The sequence below is a fragment of the Pseudomonas chlororaphis subsp. piscium genome, from assembly GCF_003850345.1.
GTDB lineage: Bacteria > Pseudomonadota > Gammaproteobacteria > Pseudomonadales > Pseudomonadaceae > Aquipseudomonas > Aquipseudomonas piscium.
The window spans coordinates 2,139,535-2,158,606 of record NZ_CP027707.1 but is presented as its reverse complement, the minus strand read 5'-3'; the positions used below and the strand labels follow the sequence as shown (position 1 = coordinate 2,158,606).

Annotated in this window: 14 protein-coding genes; 5 read left to right on the top strand and 9 right to left on the bottom strand. The window is 62.2% G+C overall.

Going from position 1 to position 19,072, the window contains the following annotated elements:
- Positions 1–113: 113 nt before the first annotated feature.
- The 4 genes from C4K38_RS09850 to C4K38_RS09830 all read right to left on the bottom strand — a co-directional run bounded on the left by C4K38_RS09850 (position 114) and on the right by C4K38_RS09830 (position 4,796).
- Complete coding sequence (locus tag C4K38_RS09850) at positions 114–350, bottom strand: DUF1653 domain-containing protein (protein WP_023968538.1); 237 nt, start codon at positions 348–350, stop codon at positions 114–116.
- Positions 351–439: 89 nt separating this feature from the next.
- Positions 440–1,615, bottom strand: coding sequence for an acetyl-CoA C-acyltransferase FadA (gene fadA, locus C4K38_RS09845; RefSeq protein WP_009047962.1), 1,176 nt, complete (start codon positions 1,613–1,615; stop codon positions 440–442).
- Between the two features lie 29 nt (positions 1,616–1,644).
- Complete coding sequence (fadB, locus tag C4K38_RS09840; RefSeq protein ID WP_053278156.1) at positions 1,645–3,792, bottom strand: fatty acid oxidation complex subunit alpha FadB; 2,148 nt, start codon at positions 3,790–3,792, stop codon at positions 1,645–1,647.
- A 566-nt stretch (positions 3,793–4,358) separates the two neighbouring features.
- A complete protein-coding gene (locus C4K38_RS09830; protein ID WP_053278155.1) occupies positions 4,359–4,796 on the bottom strand; it encodes a hypothetical protein in 438 nt (145 codons plus the stop codon).
- 104 nt (positions 4,797–4,900) lie between these two features.
- Here C4K38_RS09830 and C4K38_RS09825 point away from each other — a divergent pair, with 104 nt between their 5' ends.
- Positions 4,901–5,338, top strand: a complete 438-nt coding sequence (locus C4K38_RS09825; protein WP_007921319.1) for a universal stress protein — start codon at positions 4,901–4,903, stop codon at positions 5,336–5,338.
- Between the two features lie 87 nt (positions 5,339–5,425).
- Here C4K38_RS09825 and C4K38_RS09820 read toward each other — a convergent pair whose 3' ends face one another.
- The gene (locus C4K38_RS09820; RefSeq protein ID WP_053278154.1) at positions 5,426–7,345 is read right to left on the bottom strand and encodes an ATP-binding cassette domain-containing protein; all 1,920 of its coding nucleotides are present in this window, start codon (positions 7,343–7,345) and stop codon (positions 5,426–5,428) included.
- A 213-nt stretch (positions 7,346–7,558) separates the two neighbouring features.
- Here C4K38_RS09820 and C4K38_RS09815 point away from each other — a divergent pair, with 213 nt between their 5' ends.
- Entirely contained in the window at positions 7,559–9,487 is a 1,929-nt protein-coding gene (locus C4K38_RS09815; protein ID WP_053278153.1) for a transglycosylase SLT domain-containing protein, read from the top strand.
- A gap of 61 nt (positions 9,488–9,548) precedes the next feature.
- Here C4K38_RS09815 and C4K38_RS09810 read toward each other — a convergent pair whose 3' ends face one another.
- The gene (locus tag C4K38_RS09810; protein ID WP_164487000.1) at positions 9,549–11,324 is read right to left on the bottom strand and encodes an ABC transporter transmembrane domain-containing protein; all 1,776 of its coding nucleotides are present in this window, start codon (positions 11,322–11,324) and stop codon (positions 9,549–9,551) included.
- 347 nt (positions 11,325–11,671) lie between these two features.
- Here C4K38_RS09810 and C4K38_RS09805 point away from each other — a divergent pair, with 347 nt between their 5' ends.
- Positions 11,672–11,851, top strand: a complete 180-nt coding sequence (locus C4K38_RS09805; RefSeq protein ID WP_007921326.1) for a PA1571 family protein — start codon at positions 11,672–11,674, stop codon at positions 11,849–11,851.
- An 81-nt stretch (positions 11,852–11,932) separates the two neighbouring features.
- Here the strand turns inward: C4K38_RS09805 and pdxB are convergent, their stop codons facing one another.
- Complete coding sequence (gene pdxB / locus C4K38_RS09800) at positions 11,933–13,078, bottom strand: 4-phosphoerythronate dehydrogenase PdxB (RefSeq protein ID WP_053278151.1); 1,146 nt, start codon at positions 13,076–13,078, stop codon at positions 11,933–11,935.
- A 179-nt stretch (positions 13,079–13,257) separates the two neighbouring features.
- Here pdxB and C4K38_RS09795 point away from each other — a divergent pair, with 179 nt between their 5' ends.
- A complete protein-coding gene (locus tag C4K38_RS09795; RefSeq protein ID WP_053278150.1) occupies positions 13,258–14,664 on the top strand; it encodes an MATE family efflux transporter in 1,407 nt (468 codons plus the stop codon).
- On the opposite strand, the gene tusA is transcribed toward C4K38_RS09795, so the two are convergent.
- Both tusA and rlmM read right to left on the bottom strand, forming a co-directional pair.
- On the bottom strand, positions 14,661–14,912 hold the full coding sequence (gene tusA, locus C4K38_RS09790; protein WP_007921329.1) for a sulfurtransferase TusA: 252 nt from the start codon (positions 14,910–14,912) through the stop codon (positions 14,661–14,663). The two genes, C4K38_RS09795 and tusA, sit on opposite strands and share 4 nt — an antisense overlap.
- 79 nt (positions 14,913–14,991) lie before the next feature.
- A complete protein-coding gene (gene rlmM / locus C4K38_RS09785) occupies positions 14,992–16,065 on the bottom strand; it encodes a 23S rRNA (cytidine(2498)-2'-O)-methyltransferase RlmM (RefSeq protein ID WP_023968531.1) in 1,074 nt (357 codons plus the stop codon).
- 207 nt (positions 16,066–16,272) lie between these two features.
- Here rlmM and acnA point away from each other — a divergent pair, with 207 nt between their 5' ends.
- Positions 16,273–19,014 carry an aconitate hydratase AcnA gene (gene acnA, locus C4K38_RS09780; protein ID WP_053278149.1) on the top strand — a complete coding sequence of 914 codons (2,742 nt, stop codon included), beginning with the start codon at positions 16,273–16,275 and terminating at the stop codon, positions 19,012–19,014.
- The last annotated feature ends 58 nt before the right edge of the window (positions 19,015–19,072 follow it).

Genomic DNA, 19,072 nt, shown 5'->3' with positions numbered 1-19,072 from the left:
GATCGGAAAATTCCTGAATTCGAGAAGTGAGAGGCGGTTGGCGCCTGACGCGGCACCGCTATATATAGTGGCAACAAGGTGAGGTCAAGCGCAGGGTTCTGCGCGACCTCGGCTTATGGCCGTGAAAAAAGACTGGGTTCGGCCTGCACCAAAGCAAAGCGTGGCACCTGCTCGCCGTCAACTTCGACCGACTCCAGGAACATGCTCAAGGGACGCACCCAAAAGCCGTAATCGCCATACAGGGCTTGATAGAACACCACTTCCTCTTCCGTCTCGGAATGCCGCGCCACGCTGAAAACGCGGTACTGCGGTCCCTTGTAATGCTGATAGAGCCCGGGTTGTAATTGCATGTTCTGGCCCTCGCGCAAAATAAAAAATAATAAATCTTCAGAAAAACAAAAACCGGGGCACTGGGCCCCGGCTTCCGTCAACGCAACGCTTAAACGCGTTCGAAGACGGTGGCAATACCCTGACCGAGGCCAATGCACATGGTGGACACGCCAAAGGTGCCGCCATTCTGCTTCATGACATTGAGCAAGGTGCCGGAGATACGCGCACCGGAACAACCGAACGGGTGACCCAGGGCAATCGCGCCGCCGTGCAGGTTAACCTTCTCGTCCATCTTGTCGAGCACTTTCAAATCTTTCAGCACTGGCAGAGCCTGCGCCGCGAAAGCTTCGTTGAGCTCGAAGAAGTCGATATCGGCAATTCCCAGACCCGCGCGCTTCAATGCTTTCTGCGTGGCCGGTACTGGACCATAGCCCATGATCGCCGGATCCACACCCGCCACCGCCATCGAGCGGATCACCGCCAGCGGCTGGATGCCCAGGTCCTGGGCACGCTGCGCCGACATCACGATCATGCATGAAGCACCATCGGTGATCTGCGACGAAGTACCGGCAGTCACGGTACCGCCCTTCGGATTGAAGGCCGGCTTGAGGGCCGCCAGGCTTTCCAGGGTGGTCTCGGGACGAATGGTTTCGTCGTAGTCGAACAGTTTCAGGAAACCATTCTCGTCATAGCCCTGCATCGGGATGATTTCGTCCTTGAACTTGCCTTCCACCGTCGCTTTGTGGGCGAGCTGATGGGAACGCACGCCAAAGGCGTCCTGCTGTTCGCGAGTGATGCCGTGCATCTTGCCGAGCATTTCTGCGGTCAGGCCCATCATGCCCGAGGCTTTCGCCGCGTACAGGGACATGTGCGGGTTCGGGTCGACACCGTGCATCATGCTCACGTGGCCCATATGCTCGACGCCGCCAACCACGAATACGTCACCGTTGCCGGTCATGATTGCCTGGGCGGCGGTGTGCAGCGCGCTCATCGACGAGCCACACAGACGGCTGACGGTCTGGCCGGCCGAAGTGTGCGGGATCTGGGTCATCAGCGACGCCATGCGCGCGATGTTCCAGCCCTGCTCCAGGGTCTGGTTCACACAGCCCCAGATCACGTCCTCGACTTCCGCCGGATCGACCTTGGAGTTGCGTTCCAGCAATTTGCTGATCAGGTGCGCCGACATGTCTTCGGCGCGGGTGTTGCGGTGCATGCCGCCCTTGGAGCGGCCCATCGGAGTACGACCGAAGTCGACAATCACGACGTCTCTAGGATTCAAGCTCATATATTCACTCTCGCTCTAGTAGGGGGCGCTTAACCGAAGAAGCTCTGGCCATTCTTGGCCATCTCGCGCAGCTTCGCGGTCGGGTGGTACAGCGCGCCCAGATCGGCGTACTGGTCGGCCAGGGCAACGAACTCGGCAACACCGATCGAATCGATGTAGCGCAGCGCACCGCCACGGAATGGAGGGAAACCAATACCGTACACCAGGCCCATATCGGCTTCGGCCGCGGTCTCGACGATGCCGTCTTCCAGGCAACGAACGGTTTCCAGGCACAGCGGGATCATCATCCAGTTGATGATGTCCTCGTCAGTGACTTCACGCTGCTCGTACACGATAGGCTTGAGCACTTCCAGCACCGACGGGTCGGCCACTTTCTTCTGCTTGCCTTTCTTGTCGGCCTCGTAGGCGTAGAAGCCCTTGCCGTTCTTCTGGCCCAGGCGCTTGGCTTCGTAGAGCACGTCGATTGCCGAACGACGGTCATCTTTCATGCGATCCGGGAAACCTTCGGCCATCACGTCACGACCGTGGTGGCCGGTGTCGATACCAACCACGTCCATCAGGTAGGCCGGGCCCATCGGCCAGCCGAACTTTTCCATGATCTTGTCGATGCGCACGAAGTCCACACCGGCGCTGACCAGCTTGGCGAAACCGCCGAAGTACGGGAACAGCACACGGTTGACCAGGAAGCCCGGGCAGTCGTTGACCACGATCGGGTTCTTGCCCATTTTCTTGGCGTAGGCAACGGTGGTGGCCACGGCCAGCTCGCTGGACTTCTCGCCACGGATGACTTCGACCAGCGGCATCATGTGCACCGGGTTGAAGAAGTGCATGCCGACGAAGTTTTCCGGACGCTTGAGGGCCTTGGCCAGCAGGCTGATGGAAATGGTCGAGGTGTTGGAAGCGAGGATGGTGTCCTCTTTGACCTGGTCTTCGACTTCGGCCAGAACCGCTTGCTTGACCTTAGGGTTCTCGACGACCGCTTCGACCACCAGGTCGACGTGGCCGAAGTCACCGTAGGACAGCGTAGGACGAATGCCGTTGAGCACTTCGGCCATCTTCGCCGCGGTCATGCGGCCTTTATCGACACGGCCGACCAGCAGCTTGGCGGCTTCCGCCAGGCCCTGCTCGATACCGTGTTCGTTGATGTCTTTCATCAGGATCGGCGTGCCTTTGGACGCCGACTGGTAGGCGATACCGCCACCCATGATGCCGGCACCGAGTACGGCGGCCTGCTTCACGTCCTGGGCGATTTCGTCGTAGGCCTTGGCCTTTTTCTTCAGCTCCTGGTCGTTCAGGAACAGGCCGATCAGGCTCTGCGCGGCAGAGGTCTTGGCCAGCTTGACGAAGCCTGCAGCCTCGACTTCCAGCGCCTTGTCACGACCAAAGTTGGCGGCTTTCTGGATGGTCTTGATGGCTTCGACCGGCGCCGGGTAGTTCGGGCCAGCCTGGCCAGCGACAAAACCCTTGGCGGTTTCGAAGGACATCATCTGTTCGATGGCGTTGAGCTTGAGCTTTTCCAGCTTCGGCTGACGCTTGGCCTTGTAGTCGAACTCGCCGGAGATGGCGCGCTTGACGGTAGCCAGAGCCGCTTCATGCAGTTTTTCCGGGGCGACGACAGCATCGACCGCACCGACTTTCAGTGCGTCTTCGGCACGGTTTTCCTTGCCGGCGGCAATCCACTCGATGGCGTTGTCGGCACCGATGATGCGTGGCAGGCGAACGGTACCGCCGAAGCCCGGGTAGATGCCCAGCTTGACTTCCGGCAGGCCGATCTTGGCGCTGGAGGACATGACGCGATAGTCAGCTGCCAGGCACATTTCCAGACCGCCGCCCAGCGCGATGCCATTGATCGCGGCAACAGTCGGAACGTTGAGGTCTTCGAAATCGCTGAAAATCTTGTTGGCTTCGAGGTTGCCTGCGACAAGCTCTGCATCCGGCAGCTTGAAGTTATCGACAAATTCGGTGATGTCGGCGCCGACGATGAAGACGTCCTTGCCACTGCTGACGATCACACCCTTGACCGACGCATCTGCCTTGATGGCGTCTACGGCCGAACGCAATTCGTTCAGGGTAAGACGGTTGAACTTGTTGACGGACTCACCCTTGAGGTCGAAATTCAATTCGACGATGCCACTTTCAAGAGCCTTAACCGTGATGGCTTTACCTTCGTAAATCATCAACTGATCTCCACGATATGGAAGCTGAACAGTACACGTCGGACGCTAACTTCTGACTCGGCAGCGACGTTTCCATCGATGCTACGCCAATCCGCCAGGCACACCCGCCAACGCGATAGTCGGGATTCTGGAAGAGCCGTCTGGTAATACAAACGCTCAATTCATACGCCCGTTTGATTTGGGTACGCCACATTCAGGCAAAATCCGACAATTGTCAATCGCCCAAAAGGTTGTTTAAAACACGACTTCTTAGTCACTTCAGACGGGCACGCACCATCAACAAGCCTGCTCATCCCAGGACATTCATAGAATCAATCTTTAGAAAAGTCGCCCTAATGCGTGGCACCCATAACCGATTCGCGGCTACGCTGGCACAACCCTGGAGCAAAAATATGGACGCCTGGCCGAAAACCAGGCGTAAGATCAGCGACAACCCGATCCCCTGCCACTCAGAACCAAGGGATCAGAAGGATTTACCGGCCTGCCTGGCCAACCCAGCCCGACCCTGTCGGGCTTTTTATTGCCTGCCTTTCAATAACCCGCGCCATTGCAACGCAGGTCATGTTTCACGCCAGCGCCTTGAGCACCGCGGCAATGTCTTGCAAAACACTGGCTTCGCCACGTTCGCCCCAATACAAGACGATCATCTGCCGGTCGGCCTCGACCTTGAACACATTGGCCGGTAGCGTGCGAAAGTGCTCGAGCAAGGTCGGGTCCGCACAGGCTTCCCGCCATTGGTTGACCCAGATGCCCGGCGCGCTTTGCCAGTAGGCCCAGCAGGCCGGCTGTGCGCCGCGCCGCGGCCGATGGTATTGCGCACAGGGGCTTGGAGGCTGCGGATCCATCCAGTGCGGCCACTCCTGAGGCGCCAGTTGCATACCCAGGCCCATGCGGCGCGCCTCCATGCGCAAGGCGATCTGCCCGCTCTGGCGGCGCGACGGGCGCAACCAGGCCAGCGGGCTCAACACCACCGCGAGGATTGACACCACTATCCAGACCGTCATATCTGTACTCCCGATTCTTGATGAGCCGATTGATCCAGGTCGGAACCAATCCGCTTGAAACCAGCCATACTTGAAGCTATTGCAATCCTCAGGAGGAGCACCTCATGCCCTACCACCATATTCTGGTCGCCGTAGATCTAACCGAAGAGTGCGATCCTGTTATCCACCGGGCTCGCGAGCTGTCGGTCAGCAACAGCGCCAAATTGTCCCTGGTGCATATTGTCGAGCCGATGGCCATGGCGTTCGGCGGCGACGTGCCGATGGACCTGTCCCAATTGCAACAGCAGCAGTTCGACCAGGCCAAAGAGCGTCTCGATCGCCTCATCACCAAATACCCTGAGCTGTCCAAGGAATACAGCCACCTGACCTATGGCCAGCCACGCCAGGAAATCCACCACCTGGCCAAGGAACAGGAATGCGACCTGATCGTGGTCGGCAGCCATGGCCGCCACGGCCTGGCCCTGCTACTGGGTTCGACCGCCAACGACGTGCTGCACGGCGCCCCTTGCGACGTACTGGCCGTACACCTGGTCAAACGCTGAGCCTGCCACCGGAAGAATTCTCCGCCCGCACCGGCCCTGCAAAAAGCCCGACATGAATGTCGGGCTTTTTTATTGACGCCAGGTCACTCAGGCATCCAGCTCGGCCCAGCGCTCGACCATCACGTCCAGTTCAGCGTTGAGCTGTTCCAGTTGGGCGATGACCGCCGTGGTCTCGGCCGCAGGACGCTGATAGAAGCCGGCGTCGGCCATCTCCGCTTCCACGCTGGCGATCTGCTGTTCCATGGCTTCGATCTGGCCAGGCAGTGCCTCGAGTTCCCGCTGCAACTTGTAGCTGAGCTTCTTCTTGGCCGCAGGCGCTTCCTGTGCCGCAGCAGGTTCCGCCGCGACAGGGGCAACCACCGCCGAATTCAGCTCGGCCTTGCCGGACTTGTTTTCGGTCACGCCCAGCAGGCGTGGCGAACCGCCCTGGCGCAGCCAGTCCTGATAACCACCGACATATTCGCGAACCTTGCCTTCGCCTTCGAACACCAGGGTGCTGGTCACCACGTTATCGAGGAATGCCCGGTCGTGGCTGACCATCAGCACGGTGCCCTGGAAGGTCAGCAGCACTTCTTCCAGCAGCTCGAGGGTTTCCACATCCAGGTCGTTGGTCGGTTCGTCGAGCACCAGCAGGTTGGCCGGCTTGCTGAACAGCTTGGCCAGCAACAGCCGGGCACGCTCGCCACCGGACAGCGCCTTGACCGGCGTGCGGGCACGCTGCGGGCTGAACAGGAAATCCCCCAGGTAGCTGAGCACGTGACGGCTCTGGCCATCGATATCGATAAAGTCGCGACCTTCGGCGACGTTGTCGATCACGGTCTTTTCCAGGTCCAACTGGTGACGCAGCTGGTCGAAGTAGGCCACGTCGATGCGCGTACCCTCCTCGACCTTGCCACTGCTCGGCACCAGGCCGCCCAGCATCAGCTTGAGCAGTGTGGTCTTGCCGGTGCCGTTGGCGCCGAGCAGGCCGATACGGTCGCCGCGCTGCAGGACCATGGAGAAATTCTTGACCAGGAACGGCCCGCCCGGATGAGCGAAGCTCACGTCTTCGAGCACCATTACCTGCTTGCCGGACTTGTCCGCGGTTTCCAGCTGGATATTGGCCTTGCCGGTACGCTCACGACGCTCGCTGCGCTCGACCCGCAGGGCCTTGAGGGCGCGCACGCGGCCTTCGTTACGGGTACGGCGGGCCTTGATGCCTTGGCGAATCCAGACTTCTTCCTGGGCCAGGCGCTTGTCGAACAACGCGTTGGCCGTCTCTTCGGCCGCCAGCATCGCTTCCTTGTGCACCAGGAAACTGGCGTAGTCGCCGTTCCAGTCGATCAGCCCACCACGGTCCAGTTCGAGAATCCGGGTCGCCAGGTTCTGCAGGAAGGAACGGTCGTGGGTAATAAAGAGGACGGCACCCTGGAAGTCCTTCAAGGCTTCTTCCAGCCAGGCGATGGCACCGATATCCAGGTGGTTGGTCGGTTCGTCGAGCAGCAGCAGGTCCGGTTCGGACACCAGGGCCTGGGCCAGCAGGACGCGACGACGCCAGCCACCGGACAACTCGGCGAGGGTCTTGTCGGCCGGCAGTTGCAGGCGGCTCAGAGTGCTGTCCACCAGCGTCTGCAAGCGCCAGCCGTCACGGGCTTCGAGGTCATGCTGGACGTGCATGAGCTTTTCCAGATCGGCATCGGTGACGATGTTCTGGCTCAGGTGGTGATACTGCGCCAGCAGTTCGCCAACGCCATCGAGGCCCTGGGCGACGACGTCAAACACCGTCCGCTCGTCGGCCACTGGCAATTCCTGCGGCAACTCGCCGATTTTCAGACCGGGCGCACGCCATACGGAACCGTCGTCGGGCTTCTGATCGCCCTTGACCAGCTTCATCATGCTGGATTTGCCAGTACCGTTGCGGCCGATGATGCACACCCGCTCACCACGGGCGATCTGCCAGGACACCTTGTCCAACAACGGCATAGCGCCGAACGCAAGGGACACATCGCTGAATTTGAGCAGGGTCATGAGCTTCTCCAAAAACCGGGCGCGCATTCTACCTGAGTTGAGGCCTCAGAAGGCCGGCATTTTCACTCCTGAAGCACCCTGAACAACATTTGCAGCGAACTGGCGACAAGAGGCCGGCAAAGCTTTCACCCGCTGTTGGCAAAAGGCTAAGCTAGGGAATAATCAGTGTTGGCCTTGTCGGCACTTGTCATGATTTCTCTGCCCGGATGTCTCATGCGCAGTCGCCTTTTCAGTCTTTTATCCTGCCTGCTTCTTTCTGCCTCTGCCGTGCACACCGCTCAGGCCGCGGACCTTTCCCTCCAGCGTCAGTATTACGATGAAGCCAAGCGCGCCCTGGCCAAGGGTGACTCCGGTCCGTACTTCCGCTACAGCCAGGTCCTGGCCGACTACCCGCTCGAGCCCTATCTGGCCTATGACGAACTGACCGCCCGGTTAAAGACCGCCAGCAACGCCGAGATCGAAAAGTTTCTCCGTGAACACGGCGACCTGCCCCAGGCCAACTGGATGAAACTGCGCTGGTTGCGCTGGCTGGCCGAACGCGGCGACTGGGCCACCTTCGTCAAGTACTACGACCCCAAGCTCAACTTCACCGAGCTGGACTGCCTGAACGCGCAATACCAACTGGGCCACAACCTCAAGGCCGAAGGTTACGCCGCCACCGACAAGCTCTGGCTCAGCGGCAAATCCCTGCCCGCGACCTGCGATGCGCTGTTCGCCCAGTGGGCCGCCGAAGGCCAGCTGACCGAACAGAAACGCTGGCAGCGCGCCAAATTGGCCGCCGAGGCCCGCAACTATCCACTGGCCAACAGCCTGGTCAAAAGCATGACCACCCTCGCCCCTCAAGGCCGGTTGCTGGTAGACGTTGCCCAGAAGCCCGAGCTGCTCAGCCAGCCGTCGCGCTTCACCCCGGCCAGCGAAGCCATGTCCGACGTGGTCGGCCTGGGTCTGCGCCGCCTGGCCCGCCAGGATCCGGACAGGGCCATGGCCCTGCTCGACGGTTATGCCAGCAGCATGCACTTCTCCCGTGACGAAAAAGTGGCGATTGCCCGGGAAATCGGCCTGACCCTGGCGCGGCGCTTCGACAGCCGCGGCCTTGAAGTGATGACCAAATACGATCCCGAGCTGCGCGACAACACGGTTTCCGAATGGCGCCTGCGCCTGCTGCTGCGCCTGGCTCGCTGGGAGGATGCCTACCAGCTGACCCGCAAACTGCCCCAGGACCTGGCGACCACCAACCGCTGGCGCTACTGGCAAGCACGCAGCCTGGAACTGGCCCAGCCGCAGAACCCTCAGGCCCAGACCCTCTACAAAGGCCTGGCCAACGAACGCGACTTCTATGGTTTCCTCGCGGCCGACCGCACCCAACTGCCTTATCAGTTGAACAACAAACCGCTGGTGCTCAGCCAGCAGGTAATCAACAAGGTGCGCAATACGCCGGGTGTGCGGCGCGCCCTGGAGTTCCATGCCCGCGGCCAGATCGTCGATGGCCGGCGTGAGTGGTACCACGTCAGCCGTCACTTCAGCCGTGACGAGATGGTCGCCCAGGCCAAGCTGGCCTACGACCTGAAATGGTACTTCCCGGCCATCCGCACCATCAGCCAGGCGAAGTACTGGGACGACCTGGACATCCGTTTCCCGATGGCCCACCGCGACACCTTGGTGCGCGAAGCCAAGGTCCGTGGCCTGCACTCGAGCTGGGTATTCGCGATCACCCGCCAGGAAAGCGCGTTCATGGACGACGCTCGTTCGGGCGTCGGCGCGGCCGGTCTGATGCAGCTGATGCCCGGCACCGCGAAGGAAACCGCGCGCAAGTTCAGCATCCCGCTGGCCTCGCCGCAGCAAGTGCTGAACCCGGACAAGAACATCCAGCTCGGCGCCGCCTACCTGAGCCAGGTGCACAGCCAGTTCAACGGTAACCGGGTACTCGCTTCCGCCGCCTACAACGCCGGCCCTGGGCGCGTACGCCAATGGCTCAAGGGTGCCGACCACCTGAGCTTCGACGTCTGGGTGGAGAGCATTCCATTCGACGAAACCCGCCAGTACGTGCAGAACGTGCTGTCCTATTCGGTGATCTACGGCCAGAAACTCAATTCGCCACAGCCATTGGTGGATTGGCATGAGCGGTATTTCGACGATCAGTAAGCGATAACGCCCTATAAAAAATGCCCGCAGCGATGCGGGCATTTTTGTTTCCAGCGCGAGGTCAGGGCACAGACCGGCCGTCGCTGAACTGCAACGCCGCCAGACGCGCATACAGCGGATTGCTGGCGATCAACTCCTGGTGGGTACCCACCGCCACCAACCGACCCTGATCCATCACCGCGATCCGGTCGGCATTTTTCACCGTGGCCAGGCGATGGGCGATCACCAGGGTGGTGCGATTCTTCATTAGGCTCGGCAAGGCCTGCTGGATCAGATGCTCGCTCTGCGCATCCAGGGCGCTGGTGGCTTCATCCAGCAACAGGATCGGCGCATCCACCAGCAGCGCCCGGGCAATCGCCAGGCGCTGGCGCTGACCGCCGGAAAGTCCCAGCCCCGCATCGCCGAGATGGGTCTGATAACCCTTGGGCATTTTCTCGATGAAGTCGTGAGCGTAGGCGATCCTTGCCGCCTCCCTGACCTGCTCCGAGGTGGCCGAGGGTTTGCCATAACGAATGTTCTCCTCAATGCTACCGAAGAACAGCGCCGGGCTTTGCGACACCAGGGCAAAACAACGACGCACATCCTGCGGATCGAGCTGGGTCAAGGGCACGCCATCGAGCAGGATGCGCCCCTGCTCCGGGTCATAGAAACGCAGCAGCAGATCATAGATGGTCGACTTGCCCGCCCCCGACGGCCCGACCAGCGCCAAGGTTTCCCCCTCGTGGATAGTCAAGCTCAAGCCATCGACGGCATAACTGTCCGGACGCGACGGATAAGAGAAGCGCAGGTTCTCCAGCACCAGCTCGCCCCGTACCCGCTCGGGCAAGGTGGCCAGGCCATCGCTCGGCGGCTGGATGAGGTTTTCCGAACGCAGCAACTCGGCAATCCGCTCCGCCGCGCCGGCGGCCCGTTGCAGCTCGCCGATCACTTCGCTCAGGGTGCCGAAGGCACTGCCGACGATCAGGCTGTAGAAGACAAAGGCCGCCAGCTCGCCACTGGAAATGCGCCCGGCGATCACATCCATGCCGCCGACCCAGAGCATCACCCCGACCGCCCCCAGCACCAGCACGATCACCAGGGTAATCAGCCAGGCACGCTGGACGATACGCCGGCGCGCGGTGTTGAACGCCTCCTCCACCGTCAGGGCAAAACGTTGCTCATCCTGGGGCTGGTGGTTATAGGCCTGGACGGTCTTGATCTGGCCCAGGGTTTCCGCCACATAGCTGCCGACATCGGCGATACGGTCCTGGCTCAAGCGCGACAGGCTGCGTACCCGACGGCCAAAAATCAGGATCGGCACCAACACCAGAGGCAAGGCGATCACCACGATGCTGGTGAGCTTGGGGTTGGTGACAAACAGCAACACGATGCCGCCGATCACCATCAGCGCATTACGCAAGAACAGCGAGAGAGACGAGCCGATCACCGATTGCAGCAAGGTGGTGTCGGCGGTCAGCCGCGACTGGATCTCCGAGCTGCGGTTATTCTCATAGAAGCCCGGGTGCAGGTAGATCAGATGATTGAACACCTGCCGACGGATGTCCGCCACGCAGCGCTCGCCGATCCACGACACCAGGTAGAAACGCACGAACGTCCCCACCGCCAGCCCCATCACCAGCAGCAGAAACAGGCCGATGGACTGGTTGAGCAGGTCCGGTGATCCGGTCATGAAACCCTGGTCCACCAACAGGCGGATGCCCTGCCCCATGGACAGGGTGATACCCGCGGTCACCACCAGCGCCAGCAACGCCCCCAGGGCCTGCCAGCGATAAGGCGCGATGAAACGACTGGCCAGGCGAATCGCCCGGCGTTGACGCGAAGAAAGCATGAAGTTCATCCGGAAGCACACCTGGGAACCGCCCCGCCCCATCCACCGCTGGGTGATCCAGCACAGTCATGAGGCGCAGCCCTGTTTGTCGGAACCGATTTCCTGGAACCTGTTTTCCTGGAACCTTCTTTTCCTGGAACTTCGGTAAATCACAATGAGTCAGGTTAATTATGTCCGCTGATACTGGAGCCTAGATGCTATTGGTCTAAGGTCCGAGTGGAAGTCCACAGGCATTTCTGTTGGACTGAGGACTGCACCGGATAGAAAACGCCGTAGTGGGATCTTGCAGGGAGTTGTCACAGCTTGGTCACCTGGCGGTTTTAAAGTAAGCGCACAACCTGATGAGGAGACAGGCCATGTCCTTGCAAAACAGCAGCAATGACAAGATTGAAGTGATTCGTACCCACCCCGACCAGTCTCTGGGATGCGCCATCATCGACGCTCAGGGTCGCGAAGTACCGATCACCGAAGACATGATCCAGAACGCCTGCCGCGAACTGGAAAAGCGACTGGTCAAGCCTGCGCAGCAAGATTGACACATAGCCTCACGTCCTCTTGACCCGGCCCTGAAGCCGGGTTTTTTATGCCTGCCGGAAACGACCCGGTTCCAGACCCGATCAGCGAACCGACACCGCCCCCAGGGCCGATACGATTTGCTGCAAGCCTGGCGCTTCGCCCTGGATACGCACGGCCAGCCCATCGATTTCACGTCGCGGCGGATAGCCCTTGCGCAACGCATCGAAGGCCGCGCGCTGCTCGGCCACGCTGCCCACCAGGCTGCGGCGGAAATCCGCATCGTCGCGCCGCGGGTCGTAGACCGCCCGACAGATCATCGCCAGGGACCAGGCCGGATCGCTATTGGCATCGAGGCTCACTTCCGACAGCCATGGCCGGGGCAGCAGGTCGCGCAAATGAATCGCTTGCGGCTGGCCGAGGTAATCGCAGAGCGCCTGATAGATCTGCGCCGTCCCGCGTTGCCGGCCATCGAGGCTGTAACCGGCGATATGCGGCGTGGCCAGCACGCACAGGTCGGCCAGGGCCACATCGACCTGGGGCTCGCCCTCCCAGACATCCAGCACCGCCTGCAGGTCTTCACGCTCGAGCAGTACTTCGCGCAAGGCGCTGTTATCCACCACCGCGCCACGGCTGGCGTTGATCAGCCAGGCGCCGGGGCGCAGCTGTCGCAGGCGTGGCTTGTCCAGCAGGTGCCAGGTCGGCAGCTCGCCGGCCTTGGTCAAGGGGGTGTGCAGGCTGATGACATCGCACTGGTCGAGGATCTGTTCCAGGCTGACGTAGTCGCCACCTTCCGCCACCTGCCGTGGCGGATCGCAGACCAGGACCTTCCAGCCCAGGCCGCGCAACACCTCGATCAGCCGCCCACCGACCTCACCCGCGCCCACCACGCCGTACGTGCGTTGCGTCAGGTCGGCGCCTTCGATTTCCGCCAGGGTCAGCAGGCTGCCCAGCACATAGTCGACCACCCCGCGCGCATTGCAGCCCGGCGCGCTGGACCAGCGAATGCCCGCCTCGTGGAAGTACTCGAGGTCCAGGTGATCGGTACCAATGGTGCAGGTCCCGACAAACCGCACCTGACTGCCCTCGAGCAGGGCGCGGCTGACCTGGGTCACCGAACGCACCAGCAGCACATCGGCGCCCTCGATGGCGGCGCGGTCGATGGCCCGCCCCGGGAAACGGCGGATCTCGCCGAAGCCGGCAAAAAAGGCATCGAGCAGGGGAATATTTTCGTCGGCAACAATCAGCATGGCAGGCTCCTTTCGCGGAGCCGCAGTTTAGGCGTAGAAGGCCGTGTTGGGCCAGCGAGCAATCCACCTCGCCGCCCTCCGCCAGCACTTACAAATCGACAACAGAGGTTTTTTCCTGACTCATCCGTCAATGCGTAGAATACGCCGCCCTGCGCATCAACCCTGTGGACGCTTCGCCTGTGAATTCCGTGACCGATACCCCTGCCACCTCCCTCAACCGCCCGGCCCGGGTGCGCCTTGAACTGCGCAGCCTGCTGGCCCTGTCCTTGCCGATCATGATCGCGCAGCTGGCGACCACGGCCATGGGCTTCGTCGATGCGGTGATGGCCGGGCGGTTCAGCCCACGGGACCTGGCGGCGGTGGCGCTGGGCAACTCAATCTGGATACCGGTATTCCTGTTGATGACCGGCACCCTGCTGGCCACCACGCCCAAGGTGGCCCAGCGGGTCGGCGCCGGCACCTATGGCGAGATCGGCCCGATCGTGCGCCAGGCACTGTGGCTGGCCCTGGCGGTCGGCCTGGGCGCCAGCCTGATTCTGCTCAGTGCCGAGCCGGTGCTGCACCTGATGAAGGTCGACCCGACGCTGATCGGCCCCTGCATGGAATACCTGCACGGCATCGCCAGCGGCCTGCCGGCGGTGGCGCTGTATTACGTGCTGCGTTGCTGCAGCGATGCCCTGGGCCGCACCCGACCGAGCATGGTCATCGGCCTGTTCGGCCTGGCCCTGAACATCCCCATCAACTACGTGTTCATCTATGGCCACCTTGGCGTGCCGGCCATGGGCGGCGTCGGTTGCGGCTGGGCCACGGCCATCGTGATGTGGGCAATGATGCTGGCCATGGCCGGCTGGACCCGCTGGGCCCCGGCCTACCAGAGCAGCCAGCTGTTCAAGCGTTTCGACTGGCCGCAGTGGGCAGTGATCAAGCGCCTGCTGAGCGTCGGCCTGCCGATCGGCATCGCGGTGTTCGCCGAGTCGAGCATCTTCGCGGTGATCGCCCTGCTGATCGGCAGCCTCGGCGCCACGGTGGTGGCCGGGCACCAGATCGCCCTGAATATCAGCTCCCTGCTGTTCATGATTCCGTATTCCCTGGGCATGGCGGTCACCGTGCGGGTCGGCCAGGCCCTGGGCGCCGGCAACCCGCATCAGGCGCGCTTCGCCGCTGGCGTCGGCCTGGGCGCGGCGCTGGCCTTCGCCCTGTTCTCCGCGAGCCTGATCCTGCTGCTGCGTGAATCCATCGCCTCGATCTACACCCCGGACACCGCGGTGATCCAGGTGGCTGCGATGCTGATCGTGTACGCCGCGCTCTACCAGTTCTCCGACGCGATCCAGGTGATCTGCGCAGGCGCCCTGCGTGGCTATCAGGACACCCGGGTGACCATGGTCCTGACGCTGCTCGCCTACTGGGGCATAGGTTTACCGGTGGGTTATGTGCTGGGGTTGACCGACTGGTTCGGCCCTGCCAGCGGTCCGAGCGGGCTGTGGGAAGGTTTGATCGCCGGCCTGAGCTGCGCGGCGCTGATGCTGTCGATCCGCCTGGCGCGCAGCGCGCGCAAGCGAATCCGCATCAGCCAGGCGGCGGGTTAACCGGACTTCTTGCGAATCCAGTACAGATAGGTGCCGGCCTCTTCCTGCTGGGCGACCAGCTCATGGTCGAGGAACACGCAGAACTTGGGGATGTCGCGGCGGGTCGAGGGATCGGTGGCGATCACCTTGAGCAGGCCGCCGGGCTGCAGGTCGCGAATATGCTGGTGCAGCATCATGACCGGCTCCGGGCAATTGAGCCCGGTGGCATCCAGCGTGCCGTCGACCGGCGTATCGATGATTTGACTCATAACTCACTCCTGAAACTGGCCGGCATTGTCGCGCAATGCCGGCATCGACGCTATCTGTGACATTGCGCCGCAACCGCGCTCAACGGGCCTTGGGCTTCTTTTCATCCAGCCGGCGCAGGTGGCAGGTCACTTCTTCACGGTCGTGGTACAGCTGCTTGCAGCCGATGGCCACCCGAATGCCACGGGCCTTGAAGCCGTCCTCGATCCGCTCGAGCAAACGCTTCACTTCCGCGTAACGCTGCTTCATCGGCAGCTTCAGGTTGACCACCGCTTCACGACAATGCCCCTCGCCGATCCAGGTTTCCAGCAAGGCGGCGTTGCGCGCCGGCTTCTCGACGATGTCGCAGACCATCCAGTCCACCGGCTGCTTGGGCTTGAAGGTGAAACCGTCGGCCATCAGGTGCTGCACCAGGCCGGTGTCCATCAGGCTTTCGGCCATCGGCCCGTTGTCAACAGCGGTGACCAGCATGCCGCGGTTGACCAGTTGCCAGGTCCAGCCACCCGGGGCGGCGCCCAGGTCGACGCCGGTCATGTCGCCGTGCAGGCGCTCGTCCCACTGCTCGCGAGGAATGAAGTGATGCCAGGCCTCCTCCAGCTTCAGGGTCGAGCGGCTGGGTGCTTCACGGGGGAACTTCAAGCGCGGAATGCCCATCGGCCACATGGCAGAATTGCCGGCATCGGCCAGGCCGACGAAAACCTCACGGCCGCTTTTGAAGGTCAGCAGCAAGCGCGGCTTGCCGGCATCGTCCACCAGCTTGCCGGCCGCCGTCAGGGCCTTGCGCAGCGGTGCTTCGAATTTCTTGCAGAAGTTCGACAGCTCTTTGCCGTCATTGGTATCCAGCACTTCCAGCCACAGGCTGCCGCAGGTCGGGAAGCTCGCCAGATGGGCCAGGATCACGCTGATACGGTCGGTTTCCGGCAGATCGACGAAAACGCCCCGCGCCCATTGCCGCGGGAAGATCAGCTCGGCGAAACGCAGCTCGCGCATCAGGCGCTCGGCGCCGTCTTCTTCGCTGCACACAAACTCGGCACAGGCGGTGCTCGGCTTGGCCTTGGCATACCCGGCCACGTTCAGGCGCGCGGCATGGTCGGCGATCTCGGAGCAGACTTCGCCTTCGAAGCCCGGCCGGCAGTGCATAAAGAGGGTGTTCATCGAATCTCCTGGGCAATTGGCAATCAATCATGCGCAAACCCGCTGTTGCAAAGCCTGTCACGAAAACCGGCGCATGATAGCCGAGTTCGGAACCTTGGACTTGTCCATAGAGTCCAGTTATTAGCCAGCTACTGAAAACAGGGCTAGCTTAAGAGCTCTGCCCTTCCCGTCAGGTCCGTAGCCGTGCGGACCAAAAGGAGTGATTCAATGCCGTCCCTCGATAGCCTGAAAACCCTTAAAACATTAAAAATCGACGACAAGACCTACCACTACTTCAGCCTGCCGGAAGCCGCCAAGCGCCTTGGCGATCTCGACAAGCTGCCGATGTCGTTGAAAGTCCTGCTGGAAAACCTGCTGCGCTGGGAAGACGAAAAGACCGTCACCGGCGCCGACCTCAAGGCCCTCGCCGCCTGGCTCAAGGAGCGCCGCTCGGATCGCGAGATCCAGTACCGCCCGGCGCGGGTGCTGATGCAAGACTTCACCGGCGTGCCGGCGGTGGTCGACCTGGCGGCCATGCGCGCGGCCATGGCCAAGGCCGGCGGCGACCCGCAACGCATCAACCCGCTGTCGCCGGTGGACCTGGTGATCGACCACTCGGTGATGGTCGACAAGTTCGCCAGCAGCACCGCCTTCGAACAGAACGTCGACATTGAAATGCAGCGCAACGGCGAACGTTATGCCTTCCTGCGCTGGGGCCAGAGCGCCTTCGACAACTTCAGCGTGGTGCCGCCGGGCACCGGCATCTGCCACCAGGTCAACCTGGAATACCTGGGCCGCACGGTCTGGACCAAGGACGAAGACGGCCGCACCTATGCCTTCCCCGACACTCTGGTGGGCACCGACTCCCACACCACCATGATCAACGGCCTCGGCGTGCTCGGCTGGGGCGTGGGCGGTATCGAGGCCGAGGCGGCGATGCTCGGCCAGCCGGTGTCGATGCTGATCCCGGAAGTCATAGGCTTCAAACTGACCGGCAAGCTCAAGGAAGGCATCACCGCCACCGATCTGGTGCTGACCGTCACCCAGATGCTGCGCAAGAAAGGCGTGGTCGGCAAATTCGTCGAGTTCTATGGCGACGGCCTGGCCGACCTGCCGCTGGCCGACCGCGCCACTATCGCCAACATGGCCCCGGAATACGGCGCCACCTGCGGCTTCTTCCCGGTGGATGACGTCACCCTGGAATACCTGCGCCTGTCCGGCCGCCCGGACGCCGTGGTGAAGCTGGTGGAGGCCTATAGCAAGACCCAGGGCCTGTGGCGCCTGCCGGGCCAGGAGCCGGTGTTCACCGACAGCCTGGCGCTGGACATGGGCACGGTGGAAGCCAGCCTGGCCGGGCCGAAGCGGCCGCAGGACCGGGTCTCCCTGCCCAACGTCGGCCAGGCCTTCACTGACTTTCTCGATCTGCAGTTCAAGCCCACCAGCAAGGAAGAAGGCCGCCTGGAAAGCGAAGGAGGTGGTGGCGTGGCCGTAGGCAGCGCCGACCTGATAGGTGAAATCGATTACGCCCACAACGGCCAGACCTATCGCCTGAAAAACGGTGCGGTGGTGATCGCCGCTATCACCTCTTGCACCAACACCTCCAACCCCAGCGTAATGATGGCTGCCGGCCTGGTGGCGAAAAAGGCCGTGGAAAAAGGCCTGAAGCGCAAACCCTGGGTGAAGAGTTCGCTGGCCCCGGGTTCGAAAGTGGTCACCGACTACTACCAGGCCGCGGGGCTGACCCCATACCTCAACGCCCTGGGTTTCGACCTGGTGGGTTATGGCTGCACCACCTGTATCGGCAACTCCGGGCCCTTGCCGGAGCCGATCGAGAAAGCCATCCAGAAAGCCGACCTGACCGTCGCCTCGGTGCTGTCCGGCAACCGCAACTTCGAAGGCCGCGTGCACCCGCTGGTGAAAACCAACTGGCTGGCCTCGCCGCCGCTGGTGGTGGCCTACGCCCTGGCCGGCAGCGTGCGCATCGATATCAGCCGCGAGCCGCTGGGCGAAGACAAGGACGGCAAGCCGGTCTACCTGCGCGACATCTGGCCGAGCACCCAGGAAATCGCCGAGGCCGTCGCCCAGGTCAACACCCGGATGTTTCACAAGGAATACGCCGAGGTGTTCGCCGGCGACGCCCAGTGGCAAGCCATCGAAGTGCCGCAGGCCGCGACCTACGTGTGGCAGGCGGATTCCACCTATATCCAGCATCCACCCTTCTTCGACGACATCGCCGGCCCCCTGCCGGTGATCGAGGATATCAAGGGTGCGCGGGTCCTGGCGCTGCTGGGCGACTCGGTGACCACCGACCACATTTCCCCGGCCGGCAACATCAAGGCCGACAGCCCGGCCGGCCGCTACCTGCGCGAACAAGGCGTGGAACCGCGGGACTTCAACTCCTACGGCTCGCGTCGCGGCAACCATCAGGTGATGATGCGCGGCACCTTCGCCAACATCCGCATCCGCAACGAAATGCTCGGTGGCGAAGAAGGCGGCAACACTCTCTATATCCCCACCGGCGAGAAACTGGCGATCTATGACGCGGCCATGCGTTACCAGCAAGCGGGCACGCCATTGGTGGTGATCGCCGGCCAGGAATACGGCACCGGCTCCAGCCGCGACTGGGCCGCCAAGGGCACCAACCTGCTGGGGGTCAAGGCGGTGATCGCCGAGAGCTTCGAGCGCATCCACCGCTCCAACCTGGTGGGCATGGGCGTGCTGCCGCTGCAGTTCAAGCTCGACCAGAACCGCAAGAGCCTGAACCTCACCGGCAAGGAAACCCTGGATATCCAGGGCCTGACCGGCGTCGAACTGACGCCGCGGATGAACCTGACCCTGGTGATCACCCGCGAGGATGGCAGCCAGGAAAAGGTCGAGGTGCTGTGCCGCATCGACACCCTGAACGAAGTGGAATACTTCAAGTCCGGCGGGATCCTGCACTACGTCCTGCGACAGCTGATCGCCGCGTAACGCCATACCGCAAAACCAACACCGCCTCCGGGCGGTGTTTTTGTTTCACTTATTCATC